Source organism: Desulfomicrobium aestuarii (assembly GCF_055385525.1).
The window spans coordinates 131,497-148,537 of sequence record NZ_AP042427.1 but is presented as its reverse complement, the minus strand read 5'-3'; the positions used below and the strand labels follow the sequence as shown (position 1 = coordinate 148,537).

The window sequence follows — 17,041 nt, the reverse complement described above, 5'->3', positions numbered from 1 at the left end:
CGGGACGCCGGCCCTGCCGACGCCCCGTTCCAGGCGAACCGAAGGATCGATTCCTGTCAGCAGACCATGGCCTTGACGTGGGCGAAGAGGGCGTCGTCCTCTACGGTTTCGCCGAGGCGGCGGAAAATGGCCTTCAGGGCCTGACATTCCGTGGCGAAGATGTTCTCATCGCCGATGCGCTCGTACAGCCCCGTCGCGCGCATCACGTCCAGGACCTGCTTCTTGAGCCCTGAAAACACGGGCTCCACACCCGCCTCCCTGAGCTGCCCCACCAGGCTCTGCAACATCTCCTCGCCCGATGAGTCCAGATGGTTGATGGCGTCCCCGACGACGAGCAGGAACCTCGCCTCGCGGTGGTCGGCCACGGCCTTCAGCACCGCGTCCTCGAAGTGCGCCACGTTGGCGAAATAGAGGGAGCCGTCGAAGCGCATGACCGTGACCTGGTCCGAGGTGGCTAGGGTCGGGTGCACGTGCACGTCGCGCAGTGTCCCGTCGGTGTAGCGGCCGAGGATGGCCACGCGCGGGGCCATGCTCCGGTAGAGGTACAGCCCGATGGACAGGGCCGCCCCGACCATGACGCCGCGGTCCAGATGCGGCGCGGCCAGCAGGGTCACGAAGAAGGTCGTCGCGGCCACGACGCCGTCGCTGCGGCTGGCCTTCCAGGTGTGGATGAACGCGTGGGGGGTGAGCAGCCCGGCCACGGCCAGGATGATGATCACGGCCAGCATGGCCTTGGGCAGATGGAAAAGCCAGGGGGTGAAGAAAAGCAGGGTCACGGCCACGAAGATGCCGTTGAAGACCATGGCCAGGCCGGTCCTGGCCCCGGCCTGGAGGTTGATGGCCGACCCGGTGAAGGAACCGCAGGCTGGGTAGGTCTGGAAAAAGGAGCCGCCGATGTTGGCCAGGCCCTGGCCGATGAGCTCCTGGTTGGGGTCGATATGCTGCCTGACCTTGCTGGCCATGGCCTTGGCCATGGAGATGGACTCCATGAACGCCACCAGGGCGATGATCAGCGCCGAGGAAAGGATCTGGAGCGCTGCGTCGAGATTCATGGCCGGCATCTGCAGGGACGGCAGGCCCGCCGGAACCTCGCCCACCACCTCGCCGCCGCCCACGAGCTTCATGGCGCCGTGCTCGATGCTCTTGATGTGCCATGCGCGGCCGTCCGTGACCATGCCTTCGGGCGAGGCGCCCTGTTCGTACAGGGGCCCGTCCTCCCGGCCTGCGGGGCGCACGAAGCGCAGCTGGCGCACGCCGCGCAGCAGTTCGTTGTGTCGCCGCTCCAGGGACCGCATGTCGAGCTTCGCCAGCTCGACTTGATGCCGCAGGCCCGCTGCCACCCAGACCTGCCCCTCCTTGTCCGCCTGCCGCTGGCGGGACGAAAGGTCGGAGATGTCCGCGGCCACCTCCTTCATGCGTTCGTTGGTCTCCTCGTAGCGGGCAACCAGCTCGCGCGCACGAGGGCTGGCGATGTCCCCGGGCACGGCGCCGGTCCTCTGGTCGTACCCGACCAGGGCGCTGACCAGCGTGGCGATGACCACAGCCACGAGGACGCCGGCCTTGGACAGGGCGGGAATCCTCTTCAGCCCGAGGAGCAGCGCCAGGCCAAGCAGGGCCATGCCCAGGGTGGGCAGGTGCGTATGGGGGATGAGCCACAGCATCTCCCAGATGTCTTTGAGGAAAAAGTCGCTGCGCCCCTTGGGGATGCCAAGGATCAGGTCCAGCTGGGACAGGCCGATGATGATGGCCGCGGCGTTCATGAACCCGAGGATCACGGGGTGGGACACGAAATTGACGATGGTCCCGAGCTTGAGCACGCCCAGCAGCAGCTGGATGAGGCCCACGAGAAAGGTCAGCAGCAGGGCCAGGCCGATGTATTCCGGGGTGTTGGACACGGCCAGGGGCGTGACCGCGGCCGCCGTCATGAGGGAGACGATGGCCACGGGCCCGGTGGCGAGCTGCCGGGACGACCCCCACAGGGCGCCGACGATGGCCGGCACGAAGGCCGTGTAGAGGCCGAAGTAGAGGGGCAGGCCCGAGAGCTGGGCGTAGGCCATGGCCTTGGGCACCAGGATCAGGGCACCGGTCATGCCGGCCATGAGGTCGGCCCGCACCGTCAGCGCGGAAAGGGGAAACCACGCGAGAAAGGGGAAAAAACGCAAAAGCCTGATCGACATGAGACCGTTCCTTGCCAGATTATTCGAAAAAGAGGCCAGGCCCCTGAAACGCACCTGCATTCCTCTTCTGAAAACTTTCCTGTTGAAGACGGAGCCTGTTCAAAATTCGTTCTGGCAAGGCGCTCCCCGATTCCGGAGGGCGAAGTGTAGCCGTCTACATGAGCCCTCCGGAATCGGGGAGCAACGCAGTCCAGAACGGATTTTGGACGGGCTCCTAGGCAGTGACCACCAGCACCGCGCAGTGGGCCCATCCGCAGACCTCCTTGGTCACGCGGCCCGTGAACATCCTGGGCAGCCGGCTGCCGTTGACCCCGCCGATCATGATCATGTCCACCCCGCGCTCCTCGGCGGCCCGCACGATGACGTTCGAGGGGTGCCCGACGTCGGCCACGGCCTCGAACTGCAGGTGCGGCCACTTCTCCCGTCCCCGCGCGCAGACGTCCTCGACCATCTTCCGGGCAGCGCCGAGGCCGCTCTCGCGCTTGGCCACGGCCACGAAGGTCAGGCGCTGCAGGGTCACGCAGCACATCCCGAGGCTCAGAGCCTCCTCCACGGCCAGGCGGCTGCTCGGCGAATCCTCCACGGCCACGAGGACGTGCGTCCCCGTCAGCAGCGACTCCTTGGGCAGCACGAGGACCATGGGAAAGCCCAGGCCGATGACCTTGGCCGTCATGCTGCCGACCATGAGGTACAGCCGGCCGGCGCGGCCGTGCCGGCCCATGAGGATGACATCCGCCCCGCGCATGCGCGCCTGCTCGACGATGGCGTGCTCCGGCACCGACGACCCGACGACCACGGTCTCGCACTCCACCCCGCTGTCCCTGGCCATCTTGCGGACCTCCTCCATGTAGGGCGCGATCTCCTGCTGCCTGCGCGTGACCTTGGCGTTGGCGGACTTCAGGGACTCCGTATCGATCCTGACGACATGCAGCACGACAACCCTGGCCTGGCAGGCCTGCCCGAAAAAGATGGCCTCCTGGACGGCGCCGTCGCTGTAGTTCGAGCCGTCGGTGGCCAGCAGCAGGGTTTTGGCCTCGCCCAGGAGGCTGGTGGAGAAGCGGTTCATGCGCGCGCTCCGGGGGTTGCGGTTTGGTATTTCACAAGCGCTACCACCCGCGATGCCTCAATACAAGCTTCGTTCAGAAATGCACGACGCCGCAGGGCGGCCCGTGCGGAGAAAGGTCCGGCGTTTGACTGGCGGCAGCACGGGCGGTAGGTTCGTCCCCGCAACCGAGAACATCCACCAAGGACCTTCCATGAACCCGAACATCGTCGGCATCGTCCGCTCCCATCTGCGCACCCGCGAGGAATGTCCCAAATACGGGGATACGGACCTGCCCCCGGTCTGGATCGAGATCATGCCCGAATTCGAACCGGCGGCCACGGACCTGCAGATCGGCGACGCCGTCGTCGTGCTGACCTGGATGCATCAGGGCGACCGCTCCGTGCTGCGCTGCCACCCCCGGGGCAACCGCGACCTGCCCATGCGCGGCATCTTCTCCACCCGCTCCCCGGACCGGCCCACACCCATCGGCATGCACAACGTGCGCATCACCGGGCGCGAAGGCCTGCGCCTGCAGGTCCATCCCCTGGAAGTCATCGACGGCACGCCCGTCATCGACATCAAGCCGGACAATTCCGCGGACCCGGGCCGGGAGGAATTCCCGTCCCTGGTCAACCCGGACACCGGGCGGGCCATCATCGAGGCGGGCCGCGACGGCTGGCTGCGCGGGCTCTTCGCCGGGTTCAACGGCAACATCAGCATGCGCCAGGGCTCCCGCGTGGTCATCACAGCCACGGGCAGCGCCAAGGGCCACCTTTCGCCCCGAGACTTGGCCGTGGTCGATCTTGAGAGCGGCAACGCGCTGTCGTCGGCGCAGGCCTCTTCGGAACTGTCCGTGCACCTGGAAATCTACCGCAACCAGCCGGCGGCCCAGGCCATCGTGCATACCCACCCCCCGAAGCTCATCGCCCTGTCCCTGCGCGGCAAGGGGTCCCTGCTGCAGCTGCCCCTCTACGAAGGGCAGGTCTTCGCCGCCAAGCTGACCCGCATCCCGTCCGAGATACCCGGCACGCCGGAGCTCGGGGAATCCGCGGGACAGGCCGCCCGCTATTTCCAGGCCGTTTTCATGGACGACCACGGCCTGGTCTGCTGGGGCGGGAGCATGACCCAGGCCCTGGGCCTGTCCGAGGAACTGGAGAGCCTGGCCGCCATCGCCCTGGCCCGCTGAAGGCGGGGCCGGGGCGACAGGCTCTGGGGGGCGCCTTTTTTTGCTTGCCAACGGAGCCCACGTCGTCTATTTACCCCGAGCATTTCCTCGCGGGGGAGCGTTCCCCCTATCCGCACGACCTTCTTGAGCGTCGCCTCATCCGGTTCCACACGTTTCTGAAATGCGTTTTCCCCCGTCCTGGGCAGTCGGTCTCATGGTGTAGGCCCGGTTCCAGCGCCGGGCACTTTTGACCGCGTGGCCTCGCGCCCGCAAGGTACTCTCATGACGACTTTTTCCGAATTGGGTCTGTCCGACCTGACCATCCAGGCCCTCTCCCGCAAGGGTTTCGAGGAGCCCACCCCCATCCAGATCAAGACCATCCCGGCCGTGCTGGCCGGCGAAAGCGACATCGTGGCCCAGGCCCAGACGGGCACGGGCAAGACCGCGGCCTTCGGCCTGCCGCTGCTGGATCTCCTGGAGCAGGACGCCCGCAAGGTGCAGGCCCTGGTCCTGGCGCCGACCCGCGAACTGGCCATCCAGGTGGCCGAGGAGATCAACTCCCTGCGCGGCGGCCGGACCGTCAGCGTGACGCCCATCTACGGCGGGCAGTCCATGGAGATCCAGCTGCGGAACCTGAAGCGGGGCGTGTCCGTGGTCGTCGGCACCCCGGGGCGTGTCCTCGACCACCTGCGCCGCGGCACCCTCGACCTCTCAAGCATCCGCTTCCTCATCCTCGACGAAGCCGACGAGATGCTGAACATGGGCTTTCTTGAAGACGTGACCGAGATCATGGAGCAGACGGCGGCCGACAAGCGGACCATGCTCTTCTCCGCCACCATGCCCCCGGAAATCCTGCGCGTGGCCAAGAAATACATGGGCGACTACCAGGTCATCCGCGCCGCGTCCGAGCAGCTGACCGCCACCCAGACGGACCAGATCTACTTCGAGGTCTCGGCGGCCGACAAGTTCGAGGCCCTGTGCCGCATCATCGACATGGAGGAGGACTTCTACGGGCTGGTCTTCACCCGCACCAAGGTCGACGCCGACGCCGTGTCCCAGCGACTCATGGAGCGCGGCTACGACGCCGACACCCTGCACGGTGACATGTCCCAGAGCCTGCGCGAGAAGATCCTGGCCAAATTCAAGAAGCGCCTGGCGCGCATCCTCGTGGCCACGGACGTGGCCGCTCGCGGCATCGACGTGCACGACCTGACCCACGTCATCAATTTCGACCTGCCCCACGACCCCGAGGCATACGTGCACCGCGTCGGCCGCACGGGCCGCGCCGGCAAGGAAGGCATCGCCATCACCTTCATCACGCCGTCCGAGTACCGCCGCCTGCAGTTCATCAGCAAGCAGGCCAAGACGGACATCCGCAAGGCGCGCCTGCCCAAGGTCAGCGACGTCATCCAGATGAAGAAGGAGCGTATCCGGGCGGAACTGGCGGCCATCGTGGCCACGGAGCCGGAACTTGAATTTCTGGGCATGGCCCAGGAACTGCTCGAACAGAGCAAGCCGCGCGAAACCCTGGCCGCCCTGCTGCAGCACATGTTCCAGGAGGAACTCGACGCCTCCAACTACCGTGAGATCGAGGACGCCTTCGTGGTCGACAAGAAGGGCAAGACCCGCCTCTTCGTCACCCAGGGCCGCAAGGACGGCCTGACCCCCAAGCGCCTGCTGACCTTCCTGGACGAGAACTGCCGCATCCCGTCGCGCAAGGTCTGGGACATCCAGATCATGGAGACCTTCGCCTTCGTGTCCCTGCCCTTCCAGGAAGCCGAGAAGGTGCTGTCCATGTTCAACCGCAAGGGCAAAGAAGGCGGCATCGTCTTCACCAAGGCCAAGGGGCGCCCGACCCCGCCGCCCGTCAGGAAATAACCAAAAGGCCGCGCTCCACAGCGCGGCCTTTCTCGTTTGAAGCCCCTGCGACACGCCGTCGCAAGGTCGGCTTTGCGGCCAACCCGCTTCACTGCTTCACGCCGTCCTCGAGATCGTACAGAAGCCGCTCGTCGCTGCGGGAATGCTCGTAATCGACCCACCGGAACTCGGTCTGGTTCATGAGCCAGCGGATGACCTCGGCCTGGGAGTGCGGCGTGCCGGGGTAGTCGACCACCTCGGAAAAGCGGTGCCCGAAGATCGTGATTTCCACGGCGATTTTCATGGGTCGCCTCCTTGTCTCTTCAGAAAGATATGACCGGCGGCGCCTTCGGCAAGGATGAAAAAGCCGCACCCCCCAAAAGGATGCGGCTCGAACGGACACGGGCAGGCGGCAGGACGCTAGGCCACGACGTTGTAGGCCTTGGGAGCGGCGCCGCAGATGGGGCACTTGTCCTTGGGCTCGCCCTCGTGGATGTGGCCGCAGACGCTGCAGACGTAGTAGTCCACGGACTCCAGGGCGGCCATCTTTTCGGCGGCCTTGGCGTAGAGATTGGCGTGGCACTCCTCGGCCTGGTTGGCGAAGCCGAAGTAGCGCTCGGCGGCCTTCTCGCCTTCGGCCTGGGCGTCGGCGATCATGGCCGGGTACATGGACTTGAACTCGTGGGTCTCGCCGGCCACGGCTTCCTTCAGGTTCTCGGCCGTGGAGCCGATGCCCTTGAGCAGGCGCAGATGGGCGTGGGCGTGGATGGTCTCGGCCTCGGCGGCGGCGCGGAACAGCTTGGCAACCTGCGGCAACCCCTCTTCGTCCGCCTTTCTGGCGAAAGCCAGATACTTGCGGTTGGCCTGGGATTCTCCGGCAAAGGCTTCCTTCAGGTTGTCGGTGGTCTTGCTCATCGGTTGTTACTCCTTTTTTGGTTGTTTTGATTATTAGTAAAAATTATCAAGAAGAGTTCTAAAGAAATCATTTCGCTCTGGCAAGCAAAAATTTCAGCCCGTTGTCTTTTCACATGTCAGGCGTCCAGACCATGAGTCGCCTCATCCCGCACAGAACGTCCTCCCTTTTTTGAGATCGAACACATTTTCGGGAGTCTGAAATTTCCTGCTTGACGCTGAAGTGAACGATCGTTAACTAGCCGCCCATGGCAAAACGACTGACCACCACCATCCGCCGCGAACAGATCGCCGAGGCGGCCCTGGCCCTCGTGGCCGACCAGGGCGTCGGCGCCCTGACCGCGCGCAACGTGGCCCGGGCCGTGGGCGTGACCGCGCCGGCCCTGTACAGGCATTTTCCGGGTGGCAAGGCGGATATCCTGTCGAGCGTCCTCGACCTCCTGGAATCCGTGAAGTTCGAGGGGACACGGCTGGCCTTCGAGGAACCCGGCCCGCCCCTGGCCAAACTCCGCCGCTGCTTCGAACTGCACATCAGCGTCATCGAGCGCTACCGCGCCCTGCCCATCCTCGTCCTCTCGGATTCCATATGGATCGAAGAGCCGCGCCTGAAGGCCCGCCTGGTGGAAAGCCACCAGCGGCAGCAAGCCCAGATCGCGGCCATCATCCGCGAAGGCCAGGAGAGCGGGGAGATCCGGCCGGACATCGACGCCGACCGGATCTTCGTCCAGTTCCTGGGGCAGTTCCTGACCATCGCCATCCTCTACAGCCGGCGCGGCGACATGGTCGACCCCAAGGCCCAGGCCGAGGCCAACTGGCGGATGTTCCTGCAGGCCGTGGCCCCCTGATTTTTTTTACCCTCAAAGTTAACGATCATTCACCTACCGCATGCACCAGAACTTCAGGAAGGTACACATGAAGAAAGCATTCGTCATCATCGCCGTCATGGCCGCAGTCGGCCTCGGATATCTCGCCTGGCACAAGCCGTCCCAGGCCAACCAGCCCGCTCCCGCCGCGGCCAGACCCGCCCCCGAGGTGGCCGTCGTCACCATGCAGGAACGCGAGGTCCGGCTGACGTCCGAACTGCCCGGTCGCACCGCCGTCTATCAGGTCGCCGAAATCCGGCCCCAGGTCGGCGGCATCATCCAGAAGCGCGCCTTCACCGAAGGCGCCGAGGTCAAGGCCGGCGACCTGCTCTACCGTATCGACCCGTCAACCTACGAGGTGGCCGTGGCCCGGGCCGCCGCCGCCGTGGCCAAGGCCAAGGCCGAGCTTGAGCCCGCCCGCCTCAAGGCCGTGCGTTACGCCGATCTGATCCGCACCAAGGCCGTCAGCCAGCAGGACCACGACGAAGTCCAGGCCGCCCTGGCCCTGGCCAAGGCCAACGTCTCCTCGGCCCAGGCCGAGTTGGAGGCGGCCCGCATCGATTTGGAGCGGACCAGCGTCGTCTCCCCCATTTCCGGGCGCATCGGCCGTGCCTCCATCACCCCCGGCGCCCTGGTCACGGCCAACCAGGCCCTGGCTCTGGCCACGGTGCAGCAGCTCGACCCCATCTACGTCGACCTGACCCAGTCCAACGTCGAAATGCTGCGCCTCAAGCGCGCCCTGGAAAACGGCAGCATCCAATCCGCCGGGGAGGCCGCGACCCGCGTGCGCCTCATCCTCGAGGACGGCACGGCCTACGAGCATGAGGGCACCCTGCAGCTGGCCGAGGCCAGCGTGGACCAGAGCACCGGCGCCGTGACCCTGCGCGCGGTCTTCCCCAACCCGAAGCGCGACCTGCTGCCCGGCATGTACGTGCGGGCCGTGGTCGAGGAAGGCGTGCTGGCCAAGACCTTGCTCGTGCCGCAGCAGGCCGTGGTCCGCAACGCCCAGGGCCAGGCCATGGCCATGGTCGTGGACGCCGCCGAGACCGTCGCCGCGCGCCCCCTGGAGTTGGACCGCGCCGTGGGCGGCGACTGGATCGTGCGCCAGGGCCTGGCCTCGGGCGACCGGGTGGTGGTCGAGGGCCTGCAGAAGGCGCGCCCCGGCACGCAGGTCCGCGTCGCCCAGGCCGCCAACTGATCCCGTTCCCGAATCACTAAAAACTCGCTCCCCGTTGCCCCGGCCCAGCCGGGGCGCGAACGGATTCCGCGCGCTCAAGCCGGAAAGAGAAGGAGATATCATGGCTCATTTTTTCATCAACCGGCCGGTCTTCGCCTGGGTTCTGGCCATCGCCACCATGCTTGGCGGCGTGCTGTCCATCTTCGGCCTGCCCATCTCGCAGTACCCGCCCATCGCCCCGCCGTCCGTGTCCGTCAGCGCGACCTACCCCGGCGCGTCGGCCAAGACACTTGAAGACTCGGTGACCCAGGTCATCGAGCAGAAGATGAAGGGCATCGACAACCTCGACTACATGTCCTCGACCAGCGAGTCCTCGGGCCAGGCCACCATCACCCTGACCTTCAAGGCCGGCACCAACCCCGACATCGCCCAGGTCCAGGTCCAGAACAAGCTGCAGCTGGCCATGGCCCTGCTGCCCCAGGAAGTGCAGGCCCAGGGCGTGCAGGTCACCAAGGCCGTCAAGAACTTCGTGCAGGTCCTGGGTTTCGTGTCCGAGGACGGCTCCATGAACAGGGCGCAGCTGGCCGACTACGTGGCCGCCAACGTCCTCGACGGGCTGAGCCGCGTGGAGGGCGTGGGCGAGGTCACCCTGTTCGGGTCCCAGCACGCCATGCGCATCTGGCTCAACCCCGACAGGCTGCATACCTACAGCCTGACCCCGGCCGACGTGGCCGCCGCCATCCGGGCCCAGAACGCCCAGATTTCGGCCGGCCAGCTGGGCGGCCTGCCCTCGGTGGAGGAGCAGCGCATCAACTTCACGGTCAGCGTCCAGGACCGCCTGCAGACCCCGGAGCAGTTCCGGGACATCCTGCTCAAGGTCAACTCCGACGGCTCCAGCGTGCGCCTCGGCGACGTGGCCAAGGTGGAGTTGGGGGCCGAAAACTCCCAGATCGCCTCCCGCTTCAACGGCCAGCCCGCCGCCGCCGCGGCCATCAAGCTGGCCACCGGCGCCAACGCCCTGCAGACCGTCGAGGCCGTGGCGAAGTACATCGAGGACATGGGTTCCACCTTCCCGGCAGGCATGAAGGTCGTGGCGGCCTTCGACACCACGCCCTTCGTGCGCATCTCCATCGAGGAAGTGGTCCGCACGCTGCTTGAAGCCGTGGTCCTGGTCTTCCTGGTCATGTACCTCTTCCTGCAGAACTTCCGGGCCACACTCATCCCGACCATCGCCGTACCCGTGGTCTTGCTCGGCACCTTCGGGGTGCTGGCGGCATTCGGCTACTCCATCAACACTTTGACCATGTTCGCCATGGTCCTGGCCATCGGCCTGCTGGTGGACGACGCCATCGTCGTGGTCGAGAACGTCGAGCGCATCATGCACGAGGACGGCCTCTCGGCCCGCGACGCGACCCACCTGTCCATGACCCAGATCTCCGGCGCCCTGGTCGGCATCGCCCTGGTCCTCTCCGCCGTGTTCGTGCCCATGGCCTTCTTCGGCGGCTCCACGGGCGTCATCTACCGCCAGTTCTCCATCACCGTGGTCTCGGCCATGGTCCTCTCGGTTCTGGTGGCCCTGATCCTGACCCCGGCCCTGTGCGCCACCCTGCTCAAGCCCGCCAAGGCCGGGCACGGCAAGCGCGGCTTCTTCGGCTGGTTCAACCGCGGCTTCGACCGCACGGCCGGAGGGTACCGGAAGCTGGTCGAGGGCATGACCAGACGCTGGGGCCGCTCCCTGATCGTCTACGCCCTGGTCCTGGGCGGCATGATGTTCCTCTTCCAGCGCCTGCCCACGGGCTTTCTGCCCGACGAGGACCAGGGCATCCTCTTCGTGCAGGCCCAACTGCCCGTGGGCTCGACCCAGGACCGGGCCATCGAGGTGCTGGAACGCATCGAGCACCACTTCCTGGTAAACGAGAAACAGGCCGTTGAATCCATGATGGCCGTGGCGGGCTTCAGCTTCGCCGGCAACGGCCAGAACACGGCCATGTGCTTCGTGCGCCTCAAGGACTGGAGCCAGCGCAAGACGCCGGACCTGCAGGTCAAGGCCATCGCCGGCCGCGCCATGGCCGCCTTCTCGCAGTACCGCGACGCCATGGTCTTCGCCTTCGCCCCGCCGGCGGTGCTGGAGCTGGGCAACGCCGTGGGCTTCGACTTCGAGCTGCAGGACATGGCGGGACTGGGCCACGAAAAGCTCACGGCCGCCCGCAACCAGCTTCTCGGCATGGCCAGCCAGCACCCCGACCTGGCCATGGTCCGGCCCAACGGCCTGGACGACACGCCCCAGTACCGCATCGACATCGACTGGGACAAGGCCAGCGCCCTGGGCCTGGCCGTGTCCGACGTGACCAGCGTCATCGCCACGGCCTGGGGCAGCTCCTACGTCAACGACTTCCTGGACAAGGGGCGTGTGAAGAAGGTCATCATGCAGGGAGAGGCGCCCTACCGCATGATGCCCGAGGACCTCGGCCGCTGGCACGTTCGCGGCAAGTCGGGCCAGATGGTGCCCATGTCGAGCTTCGCCACGGCCCACTGGACGTCGGGCTCGCCGCGCCTGGAGCGCTACAACGGCGTCCCGGCCATGCAGATCCTGGGCGCCCCGGCCCCGGGCAAGAGCTCGGGCCAGGCCATGGCGACCATGGAGTCCCTGGCCAGGCAGTTGCCCGAGGGCATCGGCTTCTCCTGGACCGGCCTGTCCTTCCAGGAACGCCAGGCCGGGTCCCAGACGACCCTGCTCTACAGCCTGTCCATCATCGTGGTCTTCCTCTGCCTGGCGGCCCTGTACGAGAGCTGGAGCCTGCCGGCCTCGGTCATCCTGGTCATCCCCATCGGCGTGCTCGGCGCCCTGGCGGCCGTCAGCCTGCGCGGCATGACCAACGACGTGTACTTCCAGGTCGGCCTGCTGACGACCATGGGCCTGGCGGCCAAGAACGCCATCCTCATCGTCGAGTTCGCCAAGAGCCTGACCGAATCGGGCATGGACCTCGCCCAGGCCGTCATCGAGGCGGCCCGCCAGAGGCTTCGGCCCATCATCATGACCTCCCTGGCCTTCGGCCTGGGCGTGCTGCCCCTGGCACTGAACTCCGGCGCCGGCTCGGGCGGCCAGAACTCCATCGGAACGGGCGTCATCGGCGGCACCATCGCCTCGACGGTCCTGGGCTCTCTGCTCGTCCCGGTCTTCTTCGTCATCGTGGCGAAGCTGGGCATGTCCCGCAGGAACCCCAAGAACGCCACGTCGCGCATCATCATACCCAGCGGAGGCGAAGCATGCGAAGAATGATCCTGACCCTGGCCTTGCTCCTTGCAGCCGGGTGCGCCACCATGGCCCCGGAGCGCGAACGCCCCGCCGTGGACCTGCCCGCGACGTGGGCAGCCGCCAAGGCCGATGCAGGCACGGCGCCGTCCGACATCGACGAAACCGGCTGGCGGGACGTCTTCACCGACCCTGCCCTGCAGAAACTCATCGAAACGGCCCTGAAGGAGAACAGAAACCTTCGCCAGGCCATCCTGGCCATGGACAAGGCGCGCGCCCAGCACGGCATTGTCCGGGCCGACCTCCTGCCCAATGTCGACGCCTCGGGCCGGAACTCCAATACCCGCTCTCCGGGCGACCTGCGCGGCGGCATCGAGGGCATCGACCGGCAATGGGCCGCGGGCCTCAGCGTTACAGCCTTCGAACTGGACCTGTTCGGGCGCGTCAGAAGCCTGGAAGACAAGGCCCTGGAGGAGTACCTGGCCACGGAGGAAGCGCGGCGCGCCGTGCACATCTCCCTGGTCTCCCAGGTGGCCCGGACCTACCTGACTCTGGCCGGTGACCGCGAGGCCCTGGATCTGGCGCGTGAAACCCGGCAGAGCCGCCAGGCCACCCTGGACCTGACCCTGGCCAGGATCGCAAACGGAATGGCCACGGACCTGGAACGCCATCAGGCCGAGGAGGCCGTGGCCGTGACCCAGTCCGAGGAGGCCCGCCTCACGGCCCAGGCGGCCATGGACGAGAACGCCCTGGCCGTGCTCACGGGCCGCCCCGTGGCCGAGCTGGACCTCCCGGCCAGGGCCATCCGCGACGTGGCCATGGGCGCAACCCCGGCCCCCGGCCTGCCGTCGGAACTGCTGGCCCGACGTCCCGACATCCTGGAGGCCGAACACCGCCTGTGGGCCGCCGGGGCCCAGATCGGCGCGGCCCGGGCGGCCTTCTTCCCGCGCATCAGCCTGACGGGCAGCATGGGCTACGCGAGCCTCGAACTCCACGACCTCTTCGACGCCGCGGCCCGGACCTGGACCTTCATCCCGAGCGTCTCCCTGCCCATCTTCGACGCCGGCCGGAACAAGGCCAACCTGAAGGTGGCCGAGGCCGACCGGCAGATCCGGGTCGCGGCCTACGAACTGGCCGTGCAGAACGCCTTCCGCGAGGTCTCCGACGCCCTGGCCAAGAACGAGGGGTTTGAAGGACAGTCCCAGGCCCAGGCTCGGCGGGTCGCCAGCGCGGGACAGAGCCGCATCCTCGTGGACAAGCGCTACGAGGCCGGTCTGGAGAGCGCCTTCGCCGTGCATGACGCCGAGCGCACCCTCTTCTCGGCCCGCCAGGACCTTCTGGCCGCGCGCCTGGCCCGGCAGCTGGCCGTGGTCGAACTCTACGCCGCCCTGGGCGGCGGCTGGGAGGAAGGCGGAGCCGACACATCGGTGCAGTGAGGACGGTATTCACCTCAAACCCAACAAAAAAGGCGGCCCACAGGTCGCCTTTTTTGTTGGGGGAAGCCGTGACGCTTCAGCTTTCCGTCAGAAAACCGATGTGCTCTTCGGTCAGGGCCAGAACCCGCCGCAGGCTGTCCGGGGAACCGTCGCGGTTGGAGACGTGGGCTGCGCAGTAACCGCTCAAGGGCCGCAGCGACGGCGAGGCGCTCTGCCACTGCAGGGCCTGCCGCACGGGGTCGGCGCACGCGGCCAGGCTGCGCAGGAAGCGCGCCCCCTGGACGGCCATGACGCGGGCCAGGGCGCCGTGCTCCCGGCGCAGGGCATCGGCGGCCAGGCGGCACCCTTCCGCCCGGCCTATGCCGAAGGCGTGCATCCAGAAGGCCTGCCAGTACGCGCCTATGGCCTGGGACGCCCTGGGGTGCGCGGAGACCGGAACGAGGTCATACAGCCCATGCCTGCGGTCCGAAGCGAAGAGTTCAAGCCCGGGCAGCCGCATGGACGCCAGCCTTTCCCCTGGGCCGCGCAGGGCCGCATCGAGCAGGCTGGCCACCCGCGCCGGGCGAAAGGGATCGTGGCAGCGCGGGCCGTCGAAGCGGCAGCGCCAGCAGCCCACGCAGTCGCGCGAACTGCGCAGGACCAGATGCCCCGGCTGGTAGGGGCCCGTCTCCCAGGCGTGGACCGGCCCCATGGACAGGTTCAGGACCCGCAGGCCCGACCAGGCCGCCAGGTGCATGGGCCCAGTGTCGGGCGTGACCATGGCCGCCAGGCGCTGGCCGAACAGGGCAAACCGGTCCAGGCCCATCGCTCCGCAGGCGCTGGCCACGGGGCGCCCGGCCAGGCGGCGCACCTCGCGTCCGAGCTCCATTTCGGCCGGTCCGCCGAGCAGGACTGGCACCAGCCCGCGCTTCTCGACCTCCCCCACCAGCTCCGCCCAGAACCGGGCCGAGGGCCGCTTGTCCGGCTCGTTCGCGCCGAGGAAAAGCCCCACCTGGCGCACGTCCTCCGGCATGGCGCGCGGCCTGGGCCAACTCGTTGCGGCCAAGACGCCCGGCGGGATCACGTCCAGGGCGTTCAGGTCGGCCCAATGGAACCGGTTGTGGCGGTTGTTGTGCGTCAGGGACAGGCGGTATTCCTGCCAGTCGCCGTTGACGCGGACAACGCCGTCACGCGAATACCCGCCGACAAGGGTCTCGGACTTCAGGCGGCCCGCCAGCTCCATGCTCTCGGGACGGTGGCTCAGGTTCAGGACCAGATGAAACTTCTCGTGCAGCACGGCATCGGCCTGGCCGTACCCGAGATAGCGCACGCCGGGGCTCACGCGCGCCAGGGGGCCGGCAAAGGCGGGTTCGGCCATGACCCAGACCGGGTGACCGGGGAACGCCCGCCCCAGCCACAAAAAGAGCGGGAAGGACAGGATCAGGTCCCCCATGCGCTGCATCTGGATGACGAGGATGGGCTTCTTCACGGATTACCCGTAGATCCCGCGCATGGTCCGCGCCAGGGACGAGAGGCGCAGGTCGTAGGTGTGCTCGGCCAGGATGCGGCGGCGCGCCGCCTCCGTGACCTTCCTCCTCGCGTCGTCGCGGGCCAGGTAGTGGCGCACCAGGTCCGGGATTTCCCCGGGATCGCCGTAGCAGACGATTTCGCGGCCGGGCTCGAAGAGATCCTCCATCTGGCGTCGGTGGTCCGTGAGCAGGAAGCCGCCGCAGACGGGCACGTCGAAGACCCGCTGGTTGACGGCGCCCTTCATCTGCTGGCTCGTGCAGTTGAAGTTGACGCGCGTTGCCGGGTAAAACCGGGGCAGGTCTTCGTAATAGTTGAGTTCGCGGTGATAGGTCCAGCCGCCCTTCGGCAGCAACTCGTGCCAGCCCGGGTCCCCGACCAGCATGGGGTTGAAGGGCAGCAGGCGCTCCACCCGCTGCAGGCGGTAGAGCAGGGTCGCCTGCCAGGTGACCAGGGTCTCGAAGGCCAGCCGCGTGTCCGCGTCGGGCAGGGACCGGAACAGCGCGGCATGGCCTGGCCGCTCGTGGTCGAGAAAATCCCCGACGGACAGGAGGCCGCTCTCCATGAAGGCGCGGCCGAGATCCTCGACGTCGCGCTCGAGCGCGTCCGGAAACGCGTACCGTTCGAGCTTGGCCCGCACCTTGTGGACCATTGAGTTGCCGACGAAAGCCACATCGCGCACGGGCGCGGTGTCCGGCGCGAAGGCGAAGCGGTGCGGGTCCGTGGCCAGGGGCAGATAATGCACGCGCCCGAAGCCCTGGGCCTTCAGGGACGCTATGTTGTCCGCGTCCCAGGTGAAGAGCGTGACCCAGTCCGAGGAGAGATTTTCGTATATGTAGAGAATGAGGTGGGGGTTGTCGACGAACCACGAGGCCAGGGGCAGCTCGAGCCGGGCCAGGAGGCCGGTCAGGATGCCCTCCTTGTCCACGCCGAGGTGGTTGATGGTCAGCACGAAGTCGGGGCGGAAGGCCAGGATTTCCCCCAGCATGCGCTCCACGAACTCCTGGCTGCCCACCTCCTGGCTGGGCAGCTGTACGAAGCATGTGGCGAAGCCGAGACGTTTGCAGGCCGCCTCCAGTTCGCCCATGAGAAAATAGGTGCTGGTCAGCAGGAGCACCCGCGGCTGCGGCGAGCGGAACTTGGGGTAGCGCGCACGGCCCCAGAAATCGACCTTGCGGGACAGTTCAAGCCGCTCGGCCAGGGCGCGGTAGAGTTCCGGCCGCAGCCGGGCGTAGAAGGGGTCGAGGACCGGGGCGAAGGGCAGACCGCCGTGACCGAGCTGCCAGCGGGTCAACATGGCCAGCGCGGTTTCGGGTTCGGACTCGTCGATCCACAGCACCCGGGCATCTCCCCGCCATTTTTCCCGCACCCCCGTCAGGCCGTAGACAGCGCCCTCGGCGTCGACCACGGCCACGGGGCCCGCGATCCGCGCCAGGACATCGGCCAGGCCCGCACCCAGGCCCGAGCCGAGCAACACGGGCAGTACGCCCTCGCCCGGCACGTCGGCCGCGCGACGCAGCTCGTTCTCGGCCCCACGACGCCCTCCCAGATGGCGGGCACGGCCGTCACTGACGATGCGCACATCCAGGGAGCCGTCTTCGCCACGCAGGGCTTCGGCTGTATAGTCCGCGGCGGTCACGGTTTGGCCCG

12 protein-coding genes are annotated in these 17,041 nt (G+C 67.4%); 6 read left to right on the top strand and 6 right to left on the bottom strand.

The features are described 5' to 3' along the window. Positions 1-56: 56 nt before the first annotated feature. Positions 57-2,177, bottom strand: a complete 2,121-nt coding sequence (locus tag ACZ5AC_RS00690) for a SulP family inorganic anion transporter (RefSeq protein ID WP_464249046.1) — start codon at positions 2,175-2,177, stop codon at positions 57-59. 214 nt (positions 2,178-2,391) lie between these two features. Beyond that, positions 2,392-3,243 carry a universal stress protein gene (locus ACZ5AC_RS00685; protein ID WP_464249045.1) on the bottom strand — a complete coding sequence of 284 codons (852 nt, stop codon included), beginning with the start codon at positions 3,241-3,243 and terminating at the stop codon, positions 2,392-2,394. 190 nt (positions 3,244-3,433) lie between these two features. Between ACZ5AC_RS00685 and tsaA the strand changes: the two genes are divergently transcribed. Then, positions 3,434-4,408 (top strand): tRNA (N6-threonylcarbamoyladenosine(37)-N6)-methyltransferase TrmO, encoded by a 975-nt coding sequence (tsaA, locus tag ACZ5AC_RS00680; protein WP_464249044.1) that lies wholly within the window; start codon positions 3,434-3,436, stop codon positions 4,406-4,408. A gap of 261 nt (positions 4,409-4,669) precedes the next feature. Next, positions 4,670-6,265 carry a DEAD/DEAH box helicase gene (locus tag ACZ5AC_RS00675; RefSeq protein ID WP_464249043.1) on the top strand — a complete coding sequence of 532 codons (1,596 nt, stop codon included), beginning with the start codon at positions 4,670-4,672 and terminating at the stop codon, positions 6,263-6,265. Between the two features lie 88 nt (positions 6,266-6,353). Here the strand turns inward: ACZ5AC_RS00675 and ACZ5AC_RS00670 are convergent, their stop codons facing one another. Together ACZ5AC_RS00670 and ACZ5AC_RS00665 are read right to left on the bottom strand one after the other, a co-directional pair. Further along, the gene (locus tag ACZ5AC_RS00670; protein ID WP_464249042.1) at positions 6,354-6,548 is read right to left on the bottom strand and encodes a hypothetical protein; all 195 of its coding nucleotides are present in this window, start codon (positions 6,546-6,548) and stop codon (positions 6,354-6,356) included. A 116-nt stretch (positions 6,549-6,664) separates the two neighbouring features. Then, a complete protein-coding gene (locus ACZ5AC_RS00665) occupies positions 6,665-7,159 on the bottom strand; it encodes a rubrerythrin family protein (protein WP_464249041.1) in 495 nt (164 codons plus the stop codon). Positions 7,160-7,404: 245 nt separating this feature from the next. Between ACZ5AC_RS00665 and ACZ5AC_RS00660 the strand changes: the two genes are divergently transcribed. From ACZ5AC_RS00660 to ACZ5AC_RS00645, 4 genes are all read left to right on the top strand, one after another. Then, the gene (locus ACZ5AC_RS00660; protein WP_464249040.1) at positions 7,405-8,001 is read left to right on the top strand and encodes a TetR/AcrR family transcriptional regulator; all 597 of its coding nucleotides are present in this window, start codon (positions 7,405-7,407) and stop codon (positions 7,999-8,001) included. Between the two features lie 67 nt (positions 8,002-8,068). Beyond that, positions 8,069-9,217 carry an efflux RND transporter periplasmic adaptor subunit gene (locus ACZ5AC_RS00655; protein WP_464249039.1) on the top strand — a complete coding sequence of 383 codons (1,149 nt, stop codon included), beginning with the start codon at positions 8,069-8,071 and terminating at the stop codon, positions 9,215-9,217. Between the two features lie 100 nt (positions 9,218-9,317). Continuing rightward, positions 9,318-12,476: an efflux RND transporter permease subunit gene (locus tag ACZ5AC_RS00650; RefSeq protein ID WP_464249038.1), complete on the top strand. Its 3,159-nt coding sequence runs from the start codon at positions 9,318-9,320 to the stop codon at positions 12,474-12,476. Next, positions 12,464-13,885 carry an efflux transporter outer membrane subunit gene (locus ACZ5AC_RS00645; protein WP_464249037.1) on the top strand — a complete coding sequence of 474 codons (1,422 nt, stop codon included), beginning with the start codon at positions 12,464-12,466 and terminating at the stop codon, positions 13,883-13,885. Before ACZ5AC_RS00650 ends, ACZ5AC_RS00645 begins: the two co-directional genes overlap by 13 nt. Positions 13,886-13,961: 76 nt before the next feature. On the opposite strand, the gene ACZ5AC_RS00640 is transcribed toward ACZ5AC_RS00645, so the two are convergent. Together ACZ5AC_RS00640 and ACZ5AC_RS00635 are read right to left on the bottom strand one after the other, a co-directional pair. Continuing rightward, positions 13,962-15,353, bottom strand: a complete 1,392-nt coding sequence (locus tag ACZ5AC_RS00640) for a glycosyltransferase family 9 protein (protein WP_464249036.1) — start codon at positions 15,351-15,353, stop codon at positions 13,962-13,964. A 3-nt stretch (positions 15,354-15,356) separates the two neighbouring features. After that, positions 15,357-17,030 carry a CgeB family protein gene (locus ACZ5AC_RS00635; protein WP_464249035.1) on the bottom strand — a complete coding sequence of 558 codons (1,674 nt, stop codon included), beginning with the start codon at positions 17,028-17,030 and terminating at the stop codon, positions 15,357-15,359. Positions 17,031-17,041: the final 11 nt, after the last annotated feature.